This window comes from Niallia sp. Man26, assembly GCF_022049065.2.
Taxonomy (GTDB): Bacteria; Bacillota; Bacilli; order Bacillales; family Cytobacillaceae; genus Niallia.
The window spans coordinates 983,355-1,002,134 of sequence record NZ_CP095744.1 but is presented as its reverse complement, the minus strand read 5'-3'; the positions used below and the strand labels follow the sequence as shown (position 1 = coordinate 1,002,134).

16 protein-coding genes and 1 pseudogene are annotated in these 18,780 nt (G+C 36.3%); 2 read left to right on the top strand and 15 right to left on the bottom strand.

Translation table 11 applies throughout. The features are described from left to right. Positions 1–79 precede the first annotated feature (79 nt). Positions 80–1,477, top strand: a complete 1,398-nt coding sequence (gene pdxR, locus L8T27_RS24455; protein WP_237943508.1) for a MocR-like pyridoxine biosynthesis transcription factor PdxR — start codon at positions 80–82, stop codon at positions 1,475–1,477. Between the two features lie 411 nt (positions 1,478–1,888). Here pdxR and L8T27_RS24450 read toward each other — a convergent pair whose 3' ends face one another. Then, on the bottom strand, positions 1,889–2,521 hold the full coding sequence (locus tag L8T27_RS24450; RefSeq protein ID WP_233318041.1) for a trimeric intracellular cation channel family protein: 633 nt from the start codon (positions 2,519–2,521) through the stop codon (positions 1,889–1,891). Between the two features lie 876 nt (positions 2,522–3,397). Between L8T27_RS24450 and L8T27_RS24445 the strand changes: the two genes are divergently transcribed. Beyond that, positions 3,398–4,636 carry an IS110 family RNA-guided transposase gene (locus L8T27_RS24445; RefSeq protein ID WP_237943046.1) on the top strand — a complete coding sequence of 413 codons (1,239 nt, stop codon included), beginning with the start codon at positions 3,398–3,400 and terminating at the stop codon, positions 4,634–4,636. Between the two features lie 314 nt (positions 4,637–4,950). Here L8T27_RS24445 and L8T27_RS24440 read toward each other — a convergent pair whose 3' ends face one another. The 14 genes and pseudogenes from L8T27_RS24440 to L8T27_RS24375 form a co-directional block, all read right to left on the bottom strand. Then, positions 4,951–5,163: an ATPase gene (locus L8T27_RS24440; RefSeq protein WP_233318044.1), complete on the bottom strand. Its 213-nt coding sequence runs from the start codon at positions 5,161–5,163 to the stop codon at positions 4,951–4,953. A gap of 253 nt (positions 5,164–5,416) precedes the next feature. After that, positions 5,417–5,806 carry a hypothetical protein gene (locus L8T27_RS24435; protein ID WP_237943507.1) on the bottom strand — a complete coding sequence of 130 codons (390 nt, stop codon included), beginning with the start codon at positions 5,804–5,806 and terminating at the stop codon, positions 5,417–5,419. Next, the gene (locus L8T27_RS24430) at positions 5,803–6,009 is read right to left on the bottom strand and encodes a helix-turn-helix transcriptional regulator (RefSeq protein ID WP_282581449.1); all 207 of its coding nucleotides are present in this window, start codon (positions 6,007–6,009) and stop codon (positions 5,803–5,805) included. The genes L8T27_RS24435 and L8T27_RS24430 overlap by 4 nt, the downstream gene beginning before the upstream one ends. Before the next feature lie 543 nt (positions 6,010–6,552). Continuing rightward, a complete protein-coding gene (locus L8T27_RS24425) occupies positions 6,553–7,551 on the bottom strand; it encodes an HAAS signaling domain-containing protein (RefSeq protein WP_237943503.1) in 999 nt (332 codons plus the stop codon). Further along, entirely contained in the window at positions 7,538–7,885 is a 348-nt protein-coding gene (locus L8T27_RS24420; protein ID WP_233318054.1) for a PadR family transcriptional regulator, read from the bottom strand. Before L8T27_RS24420 ends, L8T27_RS24425 begins: the two co-directional genes overlap by 14 nt. 1,024 nt (positions 7,886–8,909) lie before the next feature. Beyond that, a pseudogene (locus tag L8T27_RS24415) lies at positions 8,910–9,953 on the bottom strand (helix-turn-helix domain-containing protein). A gap of 229 nt (positions 9,954–10,182) precedes the next feature. Beyond that, positions 10,183–10,593, bottom strand: coding sequence for a DUF1801 domain-containing protein (locus L8T27_RS24410; protein WP_237943501.1), 411 nt, complete (start codon positions 10,591–10,593; stop codon positions 10,183–10,185). Positions 10,594–10,764: 171 nt separating this feature from the next. Continuing rightward, the gene (locus L8T27_RS24405) at positions 10,765–12,237 is read right to left on the bottom strand and encodes a phytoene desaturase family protein (RefSeq protein ID WP_237943499.1); all 1,473 of its coding nucleotides are present in this window, start codon (positions 12,235–12,237) and stop codon (positions 10,765–10,767) included. Then, positions 12,234–13,340: a glycosyltransferase family 2 protein gene (locus L8T27_RS24400; protein WP_237943497.1), complete on the bottom strand. Its 1,107-nt coding sequence runs from the start codon at positions 13,338–13,340 to the stop codon at positions 12,234–12,236. The genes L8T27_RS24405 and L8T27_RS24400 overlap by 4 nt, the downstream gene beginning before the upstream one ends. Before the next feature lie 14 nt (positions 13,341–13,354). Continuing rightward, the gene (locus tag L8T27_RS24395) at positions 13,355–14,017 is read right to left on the bottom strand and encodes a lysophospholipid acyltransferase family protein (RefSeq protein ID WP_237943495.1); all 663 of its coding nucleotides are present in this window, start codon (positions 14,015–14,017) and stop codon (positions 13,355–13,357) included. After that, the gene (locus L8T27_RS24390) at positions 14,014–14,748 is read right to left on the bottom strand and encodes a carotenoid biosynthesis protein (RefSeq protein ID WP_237943493.1); all 735 of its coding nucleotides are present in this window, start codon (positions 14,746–14,748) and stop codon (positions 14,014–14,016) included. Before L8T27_RS24390 ends, L8T27_RS24395 begins: the two co-directional genes overlap by 4 nt. Positions 14,749–15,040: 292 nt before the next feature. Continuing rightward, a complete protein-coding gene (gene fni, locus L8T27_RS24385; protein WP_237943491.1) occupies positions 15,041–16,102 on the bottom strand; it encodes a type 2 isopentenyl-diphosphate Delta-isomerase in 1,062 nt (353 codons plus the stop codon). Between the two features lie 35 nt (positions 16,103–16,137). Next, a complete protein-coding gene (locus L8T27_RS24380; protein WP_237943488.1) occupies positions 16,138–17,016 on the bottom strand; it encodes a phytoene/squalene synthase family protein in 879 nt (292 codons plus the stop codon). Continuing rightward, positions 17,003–18,568, bottom strand: a complete 1,566-nt coding sequence (locus L8T27_RS24375) for a phytoene desaturase family protein (protein WP_237943486.1) — start codon at positions 18,566–18,568, stop codon at positions 17,003–17,005. The genes L8T27_RS24380 and L8T27_RS24375 overlap by 14 nt, the downstream gene beginning before the upstream one ends. Between the last annotated feature and the right edge of the window lie 212 nt (positions 18,569–18,780).

The following is an 18,780-nucleotide window of genomic DNA, read 5'->3' as shown; positions in this document are numbered from 1 at the left end:
TACTAGTATAATGAAATCTGACAATATAAAAAGTGCCACTTTTTTAAAATATAACATGGTCAGAGAGGAGGATTCTTGAATGGATATGCTTATGTTTGAATTGAATAAACATGCAACAAAACCCTTGTATGAACAGCTTTATATTGGAATTAAAACCGCCATTTTGAGCCAACAAATTGAAGTTGGAACGAAGCTGCCATCTAAAAAAAAGTTGGCCGAATTTTTAAATATCAGTCAAACAACCGTAGAAGTTGCATATGCTCAGCTGATTGCAGAGGGCTTTATTGTCTCAAAACCGCGGGTTGGTTTTTTTGTAGAGGATATTAATGAATTACCTTATATCGGAACAGAGCAGGTCGAGCTGCCAGTGGAGGATACTGAGGAAAAAATTATCCAGTTTGACTTTCACCCAGGAAAAATTGATACAGATTCCTTTCCTTTTTCACAGTGGAGAAAATATGCAAAAAATCTATATGATCTTCCTTCCAAGGAGCTGCTGCAGATTGGAGAACCCCAAGGAGAATACGCGTTACGGACTGAAATAGCAAAATATCTTTATCAATCAAGGGGGATTGTGTGTAAACCGGAGCAAATAGTGATTGGTTCTGGGACGGAACAACTTCTTCCTATGATTTTAAGGCTGCTTGAAAATGATTCAAACTTCGCCCTCGAAAATCCTGGCTATTCAGCAATCCCAAGAATTCATCTGCAAAACAAAGCAATTCCGATTCCAGTTGATGAAGATGGATTAATTGTAGATGAACTAAAAAAAACAAACGCAAATGTGGTTTACATCACACCTTCGCACCAATTTCCGACAGGTGCAGTTCTTTCCGCCACGAGAAGAACACAGTTATTGCATTGGGCAGCAAAAGTTGAAAATCGCTACATCATTGAAGATGATTACGACAGTGAATTTCGTTACACTGGAAAACCGATTCCCGCATTGCAAGGAATGGACAAAAACGATAAGGTGATTTATCTGAGTACGTTTACCAAGTCATTAATGCCTTCATTACGAGTGGCTTATTTTGTTTTGCCTTCAACATTGCTAAAAAAATATAAAGAAACTTTCAGTTATTATTCAGCAACAGTTCCGAGATTTGACCAGCATATAGTAGCCAGCTTCATGAAAGACGGTTATTTTTCAAAACACCTAAACCGTATGCGGAAAATTTACCATAAAAAGCTTGATAAACTGACCCATATCTTTAAAACAGATTATCCTGAAGTCATTATCACCGGAGATCAGGCTGGGATGCATATTTTAATTTCCCTTCCCCTGCAGAAAAGTGAAAAGGAGTTAAAAACAATTGCGGCAGAAAGCTCCATCGCCATTTACCCGGTAACTGATTATCTGTTAAAACCAATAGAATATAAGTATCCAACATTTTTGTTAGGATTTGGCGGTATTCCACTAGAAAAAATCGAGGACAGTATTCACCAATTAATGCAGTGTTGGGGAATAGCAAAATAATTAAAGGCAGTCATAAAATGCCGGAAGAGCTTTCCGGTATTTTTATGACTATGTGGTTTTGACAGTTTTTTTATTTAGTTACCCTCTTCCTAACTGTAGTTCTGAGATAACAAATCCCCCTTTTGGGTGTTCAAAAGTCTTTTTCGAGGCTTTAATTTTTGACGGAGCGATTTTATCAATTTTGATCTTTTTAATAACCCTTTTTTCACATAAAAAAAAGCTACCGTTGCGGCAGCATGATTTAAACCTTATAAAACTAAATCATTCATTTCACAAATCTTCACTGTTATTCCTGTTTAAATAAAACAGCCACTCACTAGGAGTTATTTCAATAAAAAGTTCCTGCAACAATGCTTATCCCAGACTTCTTTTTTATCTGGTGTGCCCTGCTCGAAGAAAATTTCACTATGATTAAATTGCTTTTTCAGTATTAGATGCTTGTCTTTTTGGCCTTGGAATATGCCATTTATATTTTAAAGACAACATCCTTAAGACAACAATTACTATAAATAATACGTAAGTTTCGATAGTCCCATTAATAAAATTAAGACCTATTAAAGCCCCCGTAATGATAGTCCAAAAAGCATATAGTTCATATTTAAAAACAAATGGCTGTCTTTTCGCTAAGGCATCTCGAATGATACCTCCACCTACACCGGTTAATAAAGCAGAAGCAATACTAGCACTTGCAGGTAATCCTGAATTTTTCGCGTAAAGAGCACCTTGAATGGCGAAAGCCACTAATCCAACCGCATCTGTTAGACCAAATGAATAATACCAATGCTTCCAACTAACAATTTTTTGAATAGGTATAAAATATATGACCGTAATCAATAGGAATGTTAGTAGAAATAATGTGTTTTGTTCCCATAATGCCGAAACTGGCACCCCTATCAATAAATTCCGTATAGCTCCGCCTCCAAAAGCAGTTATAAAGCCTAATGCATAGTATCCGATCAGGTCATAATCTTCTTCCGAGGCAATAAGCGCCCCACTAATCGCAAATGCGATAGTGCCGAGATAATTCCAAATGTCCCAGGACATAACTCTTTTGCTCCTATCTTTATTTCTTTAATAACCCATATAATTATAAATTCTGACTATGCATTTATACAACCTAAATTTATTTTTTGTTCATTGGGCCATTATAAATCTCTTAAACTCTCTACCTAAGCCAATCAAACATTTATCTTTAATTATTATTTCGCTTTGAAGCAACCATCCTAGATTGTCTTTTCGCATTACATTTCCTTCAACAAAAAAGGTTATCTTTTCAGTACAATCGTGTTCCTAGAATACTTGCCCGTGGCGAAAAGACAGGGAAATAATCAAACTATTATACCTTTTGAACACGCAGTAAATGAGCGTTAACTCGTTAATCCTTATTTGAATGAAAATTGAATATAATAAAAATACGCCTGATCCCTTATATATCGAAGGGTTAGACGTATTCACCACCAAATTTAAACACTTTCTTATTGGCTGTATAGGTACCCCTTCTTGGTAACATGTCCATTGATTTTTAGGGAGCGTTCCTAATGGCAGCAATTAAGAATCTTGAGCTCTATTGGACATTTCCCTCGTGGCATCTAGATAACATGGTAAAACTCAAAGAATCTGCATATAAATTAGACTATATATAATTATCCCTGTTCTTAAACTATCGCTCCTGTTCGTAATATATGGTTAGCCAGATTTTTCTGGTTGACCATTTTTTTTTTAGTTTTATGATTACGGTAGTCGGGGTAGAACGGCGCCCCCGTGGGAATAAATCCCGTCAGCTAAACTGTTCACCCCCTACTTGTATAAACATGTTTCAGGCTGGTTGGGACAATGAACCCGTTTAACAAGCGAACCTATGATATTACAAGGAGTTTAGGGGTTACCGACTAATATGCTTTTTAAGGAGGAGAAATTAGTATGAATCCAGTGATTGGTCTGGATGTTTCAAAAGGAGAAAGCCATGTTCAAGCATTTTTAGATAAAGGTAAACCATATCGGAAGAGTTTTAGTATTACACATAATCTAGAGGGTTTAGGTAGGTTATTAGATTTTCTTCAAGATGTTGAAAAAGCAGCTTTGGGTACTCAACCTTCGGTTGTATTAGAGTCAACTGGGCATTATCACACCCCAGTTATTCAGTTTTTAGAGGAACAAAAATATGTATATATTCTCGTCAATCCTCTTATTTCACATAGAGCCAAGAGTTCAAGCCTACGCAAAGTTAAAACAGATGCAATCGATGCTTATCATCTTTGTGAACTGTATTATAAGGAAGAACTACAGCCTTACAAGAAGCGAGGAATTCAACTCTTAAACCTTCGAAATCTAACAAGGCAACAAGAGAGTATTGCAGAAATTTCAGCGAAAACAAAAATACAGTTACATTCCTTAATTGATCAGGTATTCCCTGAGTATCGAGGAGTTTTCGGAAGTTTATACTCAAAAGTATCTTTGCTTACTTTACTAGAATTCCCTACTTCTAAGGCGGTATTAAGTGTCAGTGAAAAAGAATTAACTGATAAAATAGCTTCATTATGTAAGAATCGTTCGGTGTCCTGGGCAGAGGAAAAGGCACAAATGTTAATAGAGGCTGCCCTACGTAATCCATTTCAAAACAATCTCTATGAGAGTCATATTTTCAATCTAGAAATTTTAATTAAGATAGTTCTTCAATACCAAGAGCATCTATCCAAGATTGCAGATGAAATAAATGCTCTCGCTAAAGAAATTGAAGAGTATTATATTCTTCAATCTATCCCTGGAATCGGAGAAAAAATCGCTGCCACGATTATATCCGAAATTGGAGAAATAGATCGATTTAATGATGCCAAGAAACTTGTTGCATTCGCTGGGATAGATCCTAGTGTGTACTCATCTGGGAGGTTTACCGCATCGGTGAATCGAATAACGAAACGTGGCTCATGTAGACTTCGCCACGCCTTATATATGGCTGTTCAAAGTGGTATAAGGGATAGTCGTAAAAAGAAGACAACCGACGAGATTATTCCACGCAATCGAAAACTAAGAGAGTTTTATGATAAGAAACGAGAAGAAGGAAAACCCTTTAGGGTAGCCGTTATTGCATGTGTAAACAAGCTCTTACACTGGATCTTTGCCTTATTAAAAAAACGAACAACTTTCCAAGATATAGATTAATAACTATATCTAACTAAATACAACAAAACCTTCCAATTAAAATATAGCGGTAGGTTATTTGGCATGTGCATTTTTAGTATACCACGAGATTATTTATCTTTTTATTGAAAAATGTTGACAAACTATTAGCTGGTTTAGCTTAACTAAATTTATTCATAAACTCGTCAATTCTACTTAGTTTCAAGTTTTAAAGAAAGGTTTTAGAGAAAATAAAAAGACCTGCAAGTATGAGCTGCAGTTTTGTTAATAGTGTCTTATTACTTTATCAATTGTATGAATGGGGATAATAAAAAACCTGATAGGAACCTAAGTGGTTATAAAGTGTTTACTTTAGATTTATATCTTATAATTTGTTTACTTATTAACCCAACCAAAATTCCAACAATAATTGGGAAGAAAGAGATTTCAGTATATGAGAGTGAAACTCTAAACATAAGAATATCTATTTCAGTAATAGTTCCAACAATATATAGAAGTACCACTGTTGCAAATCCTGCAGTAAAGGGAACCCAAAAGTATTTACTCACAAACTCCACCTCCAACTATAATAATTAATTCAAATTATATATTCATTTTTTCAATTACATTTTGATTTAATACTATCATTATACGTTTATCGGCTAATTTAGTTTCATAAATTATAGCTACCTTATAGGAATATCCTGCCCTGTTTGTACCACAAGAAAGTACTGCTTTTACAGAAATACTGCCAAGTTTCTCCCTTTAAAAGATAATCGCAAGTTGCTAACTGTCTTTTTTTAAAACTTTTGGTTATCCTTTTTATTGGTATTTCCTAGAATATAGATATTCTATAAAAGGAAGAGTTATCATTGATAATCCTAATAATAATAATAGCAGAATATTCAAGGTTTCATTTAGTATGTTGTCTATAAACACAGCAGCAAATATAAATAACGTGAGCAAAAAATAACTTATCTTGGAGCTTTTCTCTGTAATTCTTTGCCCAAGCTCTTCATCTTGCAATATACCGTCTTTCTCTTCCTTCGTCCCCCAAGTCATAGTTGAAAAGAAACCTATCAACAAAGCTCCAATTGTAATAACTTCATTTAAACCAGTCTCTTTTCCTATCGATATCTTATAAATTGTGAATCCTACTACGACTATTGAAGCTAACCCAAATATTATTGTACCGATTGTTCTTGTTTTCATTCTCCTTTTCCCCCTTCATTCAAAAATAATGTATCAACTAATACCCCTAGACTTTTTGCGATATCAAATGCTAATTGTAAACTCGGATCATATTTGTTATTTTCAATTGCATTGATTGTCTGTCTACTAACATTACATAATTCTGCTAATTTTCCCTGCGAAAGATTTTTTTGTTCACGATATTTTTTTATTTGATTTTCCAATGATACTTCACCTTTTAGCTCAATATGTGTCAAAAGTATTTGACACATAAATTATAAAAAAAGACACTCACAGTGTCAAACATCTTTTACATATATTATTAATTTTCAATTGCTAATTCAACAAACCTTTCTCAATAAACAAACACTGTTTACTTAAATACGCAGTTGCACACAGTAAAATAAGCATTAATTCTTCTTAGATTTATTACATGATAAAGAAAAAACCGTCTAACCCCATATATATCAAGGGTTTTGACAGTCTCATTACTGAATTAAGATTTCATTCGACTTTCCTCTGCTAGCTGGATACCATTTTAAAGTAATATCTCAAGAGACGCGCATAATAAATAAAAACCTAAGTACTTATCCCTGTTCTTTAACTAACGCATCCGATAGCTTAATCAGCAGAAGATCTGACATTCACTCTAATTAATCCCCATTATTCACTTCCATTTTTTCTTCAGAAACAAAAAAAAAGCTGCTTCTGCAGCCTGATGGCTATTCAATTTAACTCCCTGTTTACTCTAATTAAGGCAATACGAATTAATGAATTCTTGCCTTGCGGAATCCATCAAATACACTGATTGCCGCAGATACTATAAAGAAGAAAATGCTGCCGCTAATAATCCATGATATCAATTGGTTAGATGTTATCTCCAATAAATCAGTCATATCAGTAATAAAATTCTGTGCGATTAAATCGGGATTAATGAAAATCACGATGAAAACAATGGTTGAAATCAACTGGAGTATCGCATTAGAGATGGCCATTCCTTTGGTCCATAGACTCTTGATTAATTTATAAATAGCCAATATGATTTCCAAACAAATTACGATAAGAACAATTGGCCAATACTGGAGCAAGACCTCTTGATTAAACGCTGGTGTGATGAATTCAAGACGGTTTCCTCCTCCTCTATAGATACCAACAAGATGGTCTGCGTAAAAATAAATAGTTGCCCAAATGGCCGTCCACATTAAACTACCAAATACCTCAAACATTGAAATGGATTTTTTCTTAGGAATATAAGCGATGTTTTTTAAATCATCAGGTGTCCATTTTTTTAGGCTTGCAGTTAGTGGCTGTTCATCTTTTCCTTTATCTGTTCTTTCGATAACAGCAAAAACAAGAGTTAACCAAAAAAATGTTTGGATTCCTACTTCAATCATTCTCCATATGCCAAACCCCGTAATATCCAGAGCCACATTAATGACTGCTCCCTGTCCATTGTAATCAACAAAATATTCTGCAATAACCGAGATTAATGAAATAACAATGGCAATCGGCAAAATCATTTTTAATAAGGTCACATATACATCAAAATAACGCGGTCCAATCAGGTACATTGGCCGATCCCGATAACGGCTGGCCAATGTGACCGGACTCCCTAGTTTTTCAAGAACCTTCTTTACATCTTCCTCACAGTAATCATCAGAAAGCATATCCTCTATCGTTGACCGTAACTCAAGGGCAATATCCTCACGATTCTTTTCCGGCAGCCTTCGAGTAACCTCCTGAATATAAACCTCAATTAAATTCATTATCTTCCTCTCCCCTTAATAACCTATAAAGCTCCTTTGAATCCTTAATCCATTCCTTTTCTAACTGCAAAAATATCTCTAACCCATATTCACTTAAAACATAGTATTTACGGGGTCTACTCTCCGCTGTATCCCAACTACTCGACACCAACTCCTGTTTTTCTAATCGGCGAAGCAATGGATATAAGGTACTTTGATCAATGGAAATACCTGACCCCTCCAATATCTGAACAAGTGAATATCCGTACTGGGGGGTTCTTAATTGACTTAAAACAGCTAATGTCAACGTACCTCTCCTTAGCTCTGTCGTTAATGAATTCAATAAATTACTCATTCACCCACCTCATTTTTCTTTCTTTGCTAGATGTTATACAGTAATTATCTTATACTATGCGTCATACACTATTTTAGACACAAAAGCAGAGTGGATAAGTTTAAAAAATTTAGTAAAAAATAGAGAATGGCAAGTATGGTACGCAAACGATGGAATAAGGAATACGAAGTTGTATATAGCTAAAAAAATAATAAAAAGGCTAAAGCTGAGTGTTTAGCCTTTCAAAGATAATTAAATTATTATTCTTTCATTAACGCTGTCATGTAGTTCCAGAACAAACATACTAAAAAGGCATAATCATTTCAAATTAACACATTAGAAAGCAACAATTAATTAATATATGTTTTAATTCATACCTCATATCAACCTTTTTCTTAAACTCACAGGGTATATACCCAACCCAGATTTATCATGGAGCATAAACTGGTTATATGTCTAATTTCAATAAGGAGTGAACCTTAAATTATGGGATATATGCAACAAATTCTTCCCAATACTCAAAATCCCTGGGGTCTTCAACATTGTTTGTATCGTTTCACGTATATGTATCTTAGAAACGGAGATAATTTCTGGTTTTTTTTAACGACTGTCGCAGAAACAAGAGCTTATGGCTACAGGTTTTTTGGCGGCAGATGGAATAATTATTCCGTTGCATTAAATGATATTATTTCATTCAATTGTTCTCCAAATCCAACTCTATATTAAAACACTTTAAGCTCTTTCTAAGTTTTTAATTAATGTTTTGAAGTAATCAGAAACTGTATAATTGAAAAAAATTTCAAAAAAATATTTTATGTAAAAAGGTCAACCTATTAAGATGGACAAAAGTCGTATTAGTTGTACAAATGGTAAAGAATACAATTAATGTAGAAAACTATATATTATTGTCTATTACAATTAAAGGTTAGTCATTTTGTCTAAAAGAAAACGAAACAAATAAAGGGACTTTCCTTTTAATAGAGAAAGCCCCTTAAAAATATAGAATTAGTTCACACTATTGGGATTGTGTTATTGCTACTGAGCCTCATCTAATTTTACTAATTATCTCTTTATATTGTGTATCTCCGTAACCTATTGTTGGGAAAAGATTAAACAACTTCTGGATTAGTTCATTTGTTGATATATCTTTATTTTTTTTGATAAATTTCACCACCTCATTATCTTCTCTTAGCATTTCTAAATACATGTTTATTGCTTGATACATAACCGGGACTAGTTCATGAGATGGTTTAGTATGATTAACCAACACTTCTTTATATACCGAATCATAACAGCCTAATTTAATTTCCGTTTGATTAACTTTAAACTCATCCTCTCTGAAACTATTTAAGAACACTTTTCCCTTGTAGCCTGACTGGTCCAGATACGAAAGTATAGTTAGCAGATTCATTTGGCAAAACATGTCTTCTCCAAACCACAATACGATACATTTATAATCTTTATTAAAAAGATTATCTAAAGGAACTATAACTTTTTCCATATATCCTTCTACTAGTTCATGATGGCCAGTAGCGCGAGTATATATAAACTCTTTCTCAAAAATACGTTCAGTAGTTTCGTTCATACACATTGCTTCATTAAATGGAGCATAATCAGCATTTCCCATTAGTTTGTTATCTTTAAACTCCTCATACATAACTTGCCCATTCAATATATGTATTACATCTTTATCAAAGAGATCACTCTGCTCATGCAGTAGCTTTTCAACCTCCATTTTTTTAGAAATATTCATATTAAACCACTCCCCATTCTTATCAAGAGTGAGTTTAACAACTGATTGAACAGGAAACTTGTTAATCTGGTATTCTCTAGGATTGATACCAAGAATAGTTTTAAATGCTCTGCTATACACTTCTTGTGAAGAGTAATCATAATCCATTGTAACATTGATAATTTTTTAATTTTTCGCCAGGTCTTGCGTAGATAAATACAATCTTCTAAGAAGAATATAACGTCTTATACTTATTCCAGTTATCTGGTGAAATTTAAATGAACAAAAGTAAGGGGATTATCCTATATAATTTGAAAGTTCATCTAAGGAAAATTGATTTTTTAAATTAGCTTCAATCTAATCAATCATAAGCTGTACCTGTTCATTCATATTGTCTCACTCCTATATACATAATAAGAGGTATTAATTTCTATTTTTTGATATTTCTTGTGTTCATCTTATCTCCTATCCTTTTTACGTAAAAAAGCTTGTATTATACCTTCTTTTATATAAATCGCTTAATTTATACATTCCTTCTATTATAAAAAGTTAATAGGGCATAAAGCCTGGAACTATGGCAATAACTTTAGTCGTTCTGATATGTTTCTAATGTATATTTAATTAGTTCCTTTAACACATTTGTATCAATATCAGCTAATTTATTCACATAAATACAAGCCTTACTCTTCGTGTGTTTACCAAAGCTTTCTAATAATTTTTCCCTTTCATCACTTTCATAGGCCAAATAAAGACTAATTTTTACCTTCCTTGGAGAAAAACCGACTAAAGGCGCATCTCCTTCATGTCCTGATGCATACTTATAATGATAGCTGCCAAAGCCTATAATACTTGGACCCCACATTTTTGCATCATAGCCAGTTACCTCTTCAAAAATTTTTAATAACTGATAGGCATCTGCCTTCTTTTTCTCATTTTCCAAACCTTCTATAAATCCAATGACACTGTTGTCCGTTTCTTTCATCTTCGGTTCATACATATCTGGGTTCTCTCCTCTTCTCTGTGTACATACTTACTTACATTATTGTCATCATTATTACATTCTAGAAAACAAGCCCCATTTCATGCAAAAAGATGTTTCCCTAAAAACTTTTTATAAGATGAAGAAAAGCTAGAGAAACAATGACGTGCTTCTCTAGCTTTTTTCCAGCTATTTTTCTGCCTTAATAATTAAATTGGCCGTATTCATACCGCTCAATGTCACGATTGGCGACCCGCCGCCAGGATGTGTGCTTCCTCCAGCGAAAAAGAGATTGGCGATATCCTTGCTCACGTTTTTGGGACGTAAAAAGGCATCTTTTTTTCGATTGGAAGATAGACCATAAAGCGCCCCGCGGAATGAGCCGAATTGAGCAGCGATATCGGAAGGTGTATAAACTTTCTCTTCTACGATATTATCCTTCAGCGCAAGTCCAAAGGTTGAGAGTTTTTGATAAATTAGCTCTTTATACATTTCCGGATTCACCTGCAGTTTTCCATCAGCAGGAAGGGCTGGAGCATTTGCCAGTATAAACAGATTGCTTCCCCCTGGCGAACGGTCAGGCTCTGTATAGGAAGAATTGCTGATGTAAATGGTAGGCTCACTGCTGTACTGCTTGTGTTTGAATAGATCAATGAATTCCTGTTCATAGTTATCGGAAAAATAGACATTGTGATGCCTCAGCTCTGAAAACCGTTTGTTAACACCTGCAAGGACTAAAAAAGCTGATGTGGAGGGTGATAGCCCTGCTGCCTTTGAGTTCGGAAAGGAGGGACGGTCGCTTTCGCTAACCAGCTCGGGATAAGCTTTGAGTAAATCTGCATTCATAATAAAATAATCCCCATGTATTTTCTCCCCATCCTCCAGCTCTATGCCTATTGCTTTTTTGTTTTTTACAATGACTTTTTTCACAGGTGAGTCGGCGTGTAGCTTAGCACCCAGTTTTTTTGCTATTTTTACATAGGCTTCGGCAATTTTCACATTACCTCCCTCGACATAATAAACTCCGCCAATCATTTCCAGATAGGCAATCATGGCAAATGTGGCAGGAGTCTTATAGGGAGACGAGCCAATGTAAGTCGAATATCGATTAAAAGCCTGAAGCACATGAGGATGTGAAAAATACTGCCGGAAAAAGCTGTTGAGGCTTTGCAGCGGCCTCACCTGCAAGAGAGCTGCCCCAAGTGATGGCGACAAATAATCCTGCCATGATTGAAATGTTTTTGGCAGGAAGTGTTTCTCAGATAACTTAAATAATCTTGTAACCTCTTTTAAAAAATCATCATATTTATGTGCAGGATCCATCTGATTCAACTGCTGCATCATATATTCCCTGCTGCTCGAAAGATCAAAGGACGTTCCATCAGAAAACACATTTCTCGTATGATATTCAAGCTTAATCATATGGAAATAGTCTTCAGCCTTGTCACCTGTCTGTTCAATCACTTTCCGGAATACCTCTGGCATGGTGATGGTATTTGGTCCGAAATCAAAAGTATAATCCCCTAATGCTACAGGCATTAATTTACCTCCGAAATGCTTATTCTTTTCGAACAGTTCTACATCAAATCCTTTGTTGGCTAGCGTTATGGCTGCTGACAATCCTGCCAGTCCGCCGCCAATGATTAACACCTTTTTCTTCATGAATACTGTCTCCCTTTCCAGCTATAAGGCTTTTTCCTGATCCATCTCCACATAGAAGCATTCATGATAATAACCAGTGCTGCTGCCGACAACGGCATGAAAAATGATAGAAGTAAATGCTGATTTGCTTTCCAGTCCACTAACATGCGCTGCAGGACAATCAGGAGATAAGGAAACACATAGAGCGGCTGGAACATCCATAGCCCGTATACCAATAAAACCCCAGGCAGCACATAAAAAAAGCCATAAAATACGCTTAAGAGCATCACCATCATAACAGAACGGCCAAGGCCTGAAAAAATATTCTTTATAAAACCTTCCCATACCTCACTATTCCGTTCGTACATCCGGCATGAAACGTCATTACTTATATTGCCCAAGCAGACTTTGCCTCCTGATCTCTTCATTTGTCTTGCCAGATGAACATCTTCCACTATAGAAGTCTGGACTGAAGCGTGGCCGCCTATTTCTAGATAGGCCCTTCTTTCAAAAAACATGAATACTCCATTGGCAGCCGTTGCGGCAGGCATCTTGCCCTTATTCGCAAGATGAATCGGGAGGTGGAATAGCACAACAAAATGCATCATCGGAATCAGAAGCTTGCTCAAAATTCCTGGAACTTCAAAGGAGGGAAACCCTGTTAACAGCTTGGCATTTTCTTTCTTTACCAGTGTCAGTGCTTTTTCAATCACTCCCGATTTTAGACGGACATCTGCATCAATGAAAAGGAAATACTCTCCTTTTGCTTTTTCCTGCAGCTGATGACAGGCATGCACCTTGCCAGCCCACCCTGCTGGAAGTTCTCTCCCTCTTAAAATCTTAAAACGGCTGTCACCTAACGTTTTTTCCTGCAGCAAGGACAAAGTCTCATCTGTTGAGCCGTCATCCAGAAGAAGGATTTCCAGATGAGGGTATGTTAATGACTTAAGGCTGCTGATTAGTCCATCCACGTTCCGTGCTTCGTTTCTTAACGGAACTAAAACTGACACAAGCGGCTGAAAGTTTTTATTTATATTAGGAGCAGGAAGACCTGGGAGTCCGCTCATATTCCACAATGTCCATAGGAAAAATAGGAAGAGACTGGTGATTAAAAATAGAACCATCTAGACATTGCTCCTTACAGTAAGTTTACGAAATGCTTCGTTTTTTCGCTGATCACATCGTTTTTCAAGCCATCCAACGCGTCAGTGCATTTCTTTTCAAGTAATAAGGTTTTTTCAAACCTCGAATCTCCCGGCAGGTCATTGCTATACAATGGATTTCCTGCTTTTATCCATGCTTCAGGCTTTCGTTTGTGTGCAAAAGAATAGTAGAAGCAGACAGGTATAATGGGTATTTCGGGAAGCTTTTCCTGCAGATATAAAGTTCCTGGCTGAAATTGCAGCGGGCGTTTTTCCAGGTGGTACTCATCACCCTGAGGAAAAAGCCATACACTTTTTCCTTGTTTCAGCAACACCTCAGCATACCTCATTGTTTTTAAAATTTCTTTTGGGCTGGAGCGGTCAATTGAGAAGGCTCCAAGTTTTTTAAAGTATGGAAACTGCTTCAGTCCCTGTTCATGCATCATAATATACATATCCTGCTGAATAACAGTCTTCGTCAGCTGATAGTAGATGAGCCCATCCCACCAGGAAGAGTGGTTGCAGACAAAAATGCAAGGGAAGGCCGGCAGTTTACTAGATTCTTGCCAATAGATTTTATCAAAGGAGAAGGCAAGCATTCTCTTATGAAAAATAGAAAACAGTTTATTAAAAACAACGTCTTTTTTAGCTTCAATCATGTTCGTTTCCTTCTTATAGCAGCATATAGTGTCAGTCCTGCCAGGCAGGCTGTCAGGATGCCTGCAAAAAGAAGTTCACCGGTTGCTGCAAGCAAAACAAACATGGTTATTGTAAGGGCAAATAGTAAAAACATCCGTTTTTCCCAGAAAATATTTTTGTTTGGTGAGAAAAATAAGATAAATACATGAAGAACAAGTGCCACAATAAACCATCCTAAAAAGTTGCTGAATGGAATGTCATAGTACACTCCATCCTCCTCCCATATCCAATATTGTTTTAGTTTAAATGCGACAGGATCAATAATTAGATCGATAATTACAGCAACACAGGCACCGATAATCGGCTGAAGCCATTTCTTTTCTGTGATAGCACAAGCCAATGCATGAGAGGTTCCCATTACCATTAGCCATGCAAAACCAATCGCTATTGGCACGTCAAATAGATTGGGAGCAAACCGATTGGTATAATAATAATCCCCAAATAAAATTCCATAAGATGATCCTATGAATTCTGCAAGATAGGAAAACAGGAAAATAACCACACTAATCAAAGATCCAGCTTTTTTTCCAAACTTTTTAGAGAAATAAACTATTGCCAAAAGGCCGCTTAAAATTAGAAAAACAGCGTTCGCCCATTCAAGCCAAGCAGGCAGCAGATCAAAAGTGAGAAGAATCACTCCGCAAATATACCAAAATATAAAAAAACGAAATAGAACATTGCCAAAACTCATAGAACTCTCCTTCTCATTATTTAAGCGAATATTTACATTATCTATATACAAAGACGAGACAAATATAGAAATGAATATTCCTGCTTGAAGACTAATTACATTTTTATAAGCACTTGCACATTTCCAACGGCTACATTGTCTCCTGAACGCAGCATTCTATTTAGCCATTAATTGTTAGGTTTTGATTTTCCTAGCAACCTTAAAAGCCTAAAGATGACATTAGTTTTTCAGTAGAGACGGTTATAGTTTAGGTTCCCGATAGAAATGCCTATTACCTAAAATAAATTGCTATTCACGGCTTCCTTCTCGCAAGTCTTTGCCAGTCAATACCTCTTGCTTCGCACCATTCCCTAACCTTGCCGCCAGCTATAATGGGACATTGCTTGAGATTTGGAATAGATTTTGCTCCTTGGAGAAGAAGCAGCATTCTTAAATGTTCCTTCCACACCTCGAGCTCCATTATTAGTCCAGCAACTCCTTGGTCGTGAAGAATCTTTAAAAATGGTCCGGCAATCCCAGCGGCGGAAGCTCCTAAAGAGAAGGATTTTACTGCGTCAAGGGGGTTACGTATTCCTCCTGAAGCGATAATCGTCAGCTCATCTAATTCTGACTGTGCTTCTAACAACGACACGACAGTCGATTGGCCCCAATCTTTTAAATACTCAAAATCCCGTTTACTTCTGCGCTCATTTTCAATATGAATGAAATTAGTGCCGCCTTTTCCTCCTAGATCAACATATTGAATACCAGCATTCTGTAGCTGCATGAGCGTTTCTGTGCTCATCCCGAATCCGGTTTCCTTGACGATAACAGGGACATGCAGTTTAGCTGATAATTTTTCCAGTTTAGCAAGTAAACTAGTGAAAGTACGCTCTCCTTCTGGCATAACCAGTTCCTGCGGTACATTCAAATGAACTTGCAGGGCATCAGCCTCTAGCATTTCAATGGCTTTTAATGCATAATCCAGCGGCGCATCTGCACCAATATTTGCAAATACAAGACCGTTCGGGTTTTTTTTCCGCACCACTTTAAATGTATGAGCAAGCTCTTCCTCTCGGATGGCAGCATGCTGGGAACCAACTGCCATCGCAATTCCTGTTTCACTGGCAGCTTCTGCAAGAGAAGCATTAATCACTCCTGATTTCTCACTGCCTCCTGTCATCGCATTAATAAAGATTGGATAGTCAAGCGTTAAAGGACCGATATTGGTCTGGAGCTGAATATCATCCATTCCCACTTCCGGCAAGGAGCGGTGAATGAATGACAGTTCATCAAAATCGGAACTTAAAGTAAATGGTGATGTTAATGCTATGTTAATATGATCTGCTTTTCGATTTTGTCTAATTGTGTCCATAAACTATACAGCTCCCAAATCTTCTAATTAATGAGTTACAAACTCACTGTTAATCCCTCCACCACTTGCTTCAATCGATACATATTTTCTTGTGAAACATAGTTTCGTTTTTGAAAGCAGTCATATCCGCTTTCCCTGACTACTTTTAATATTTCTTTATAAATAAGTGCTGAAAGGAGAACATGTAATTGACTGTCTTTATCAAAATAATCAATCCCCACTTGAAATAACTCATAAAGCTCTTCCGAACGGTTCGCTATTTTCTCCCATACGCTTATAAATGAGGAGTTAATGTTGCTAGATTCCAAATCCTGCTGCTTGTAATTTTCCATCTGAAGCAGGTCTTTTGGTAAATAAATGCGGTTATTCCGATAATCCTCCCCAACATCTCGAAGAATATTAGTCAATTGCATAGCTACCCCTAGCTCAACAGCATAGCCATGCAAATGCTGATGGTTTTCCGTTGCAAGAATAGGGAGGAGCATTAAACCAACCGTTCCTGCTACATAATAACAATACCTTTCTAACTCGGCTAACGTAGAAGGCTGCTTAAAGTTAATGTCCATTCTCTGTCCCTCTAATTGCTCGTAGAAAGGTTTAATATCCATCTCATAACGGGTAAAAACATCTCGTAATGCCCTCCAAAGAGGGGATGAAATTTCCTCTCCCTTTTCAAAAAGCTGAAGTTGATGGTACAAGTCCTGCCAATTCTTTAACTGGGTAGATTTGTCTCTAGTTTCATCAACACTGTCATCTGCATTGCGGCAAAATGCATAGATGGCATACACAGCATTAGCCTTGTCTTTTGGTAATTTTTTAAATGCTTGGTAAAAACTTGCCGAATGCTGTTTAATAACATTCTCACAGTATAAATAGTCGTTTTGAAGCAAATCAACGGTTTTAGCTTCCCTCATTTGCAACCCCTCCTGCTGACTGAAATGCTTGTGTTTGCGTTGCTTCCGTGGAAACAGAATCATCTAACATTAATTCCTCTGTAGCAATTTTTGCTGATAATAATACAATTGGAACCCCAGCTCCTGGATGTGTGCTGCTTCCTGTAAAATATAGGTTTTCGCAATTTTTTGCCTTGCTTTGTGGTCTTAAATGGTTACTTTGGGCTAACGTAGGCCGTAATCCAAAGCAAGCTCCGTTATAAGCGTTAAACTTTTCGGCAAAATCTATTGGCGTCATATAGGTTTCGGAGACAATATCCTCTTCAATTCCTTCTAGCCCCTCGACTTGACTAAGCGTTTGAAAGACCTGAGAACGATAATACGATATTGTTTCATCTGACCATTCGTATTTAGCTGTAGACAAATCAGATACTGGGACAAGAATATATAGTCCATCCTTCCCTTCTGGAGCCAATGTTGGATCTAGTTTGGAAGCATTGTATACATAGAAAGAAGGATTCTCCAGTTTTTCTCCAGAGAAAATATCGTCTAAGTTCTTCTTTAAGTCGTCTCCAAAGAAAAAGCTGTGTGCAGTTTTTAATTGCTCATATTTCTTATTCATGCCTAAGTACAAGATGAAGCAAGAACAAGAATAGTCCATACTATCAATCTTTTTATCTGTATATTTTCCTTTTGCTTTGATATCTTTCACGAAATGTTTCACAGCATAGGGAAAATCAGCATTACAAATAACTTTGTCTGCCAGAATTTCTTTACCATTCACCTTAATGCCTTTTGCCTCTTGATCTTCAATCATAATTTCATCGACAGAGGATTGATAAAAAACCTTGCCACCAAGCTCAAGAAATAAGCGCTCCATTGACTTAGCCATTGTATACATGCCGCCTTTTATAAACCAAACTCCATAGAAAAACTCAATCATTGGAATCATCGAATATAGAGACGGGCCGTTATATGGAGAAACGCCGATATATAAAGTTTGAAAACTAATCATTTGCTTTAACTGTTCATTCTGAACATATTTACTGATAAAATTGTCGGCACTATCAAAGGTCTTTAGCTTTAATGCTTGATACAAAGTTGCCGGATTATAGAAGTCCCTTTTATTTCGGAAAGGACGCTGCAGAAAATGATTTTTCGCAACCATAAAACGCTCATAAATCAACTGCAAGTATTTTAAAAAGCCTTCTGCATCTTTTTCACTTACATGTTCAAATGTTTTCATTAATTCCACTAAGTCAGAAGAAATCTCATGGTACCCTTTCTTTCCACTTCCAAAGAAAACAGAATACATAGGATCTAATCTTTCCATCGGAATATAATCATCTGGATTACGTCCGACCAGTTCAAAGATTTCTCTGTATAACTCCGGCATCATCACAATCGATGGTCCTAGGTCAAATTGAAAGCCATCCTTTTCGATGCGGTGCATTTTCCCTCCCGCAATAGTCTCTTTTTCATATATTTCCACTTGATAGCCAGCATGCTGCAAACGGATAGCACTTGCTAATCCTGCAACACCTGCACCAATAATAGCCACTTTTTTCTTCATTGTAGAAAACTGCCCCCTATTGTATCTTTTTTAAAATTTGTTTTTAAAGATTAAAAACTTGATGAACCCTTGGTTATCAATTGATGAGGTGAATAACTAAACAAGCTGCTTATCAACTGATAAGGAGGATGTACAAATACCCACTTATCAGTTGATAAATGACTGCTAAATATATCACCTTATCAAGCGATAAGGTGATATTCAAACAACTT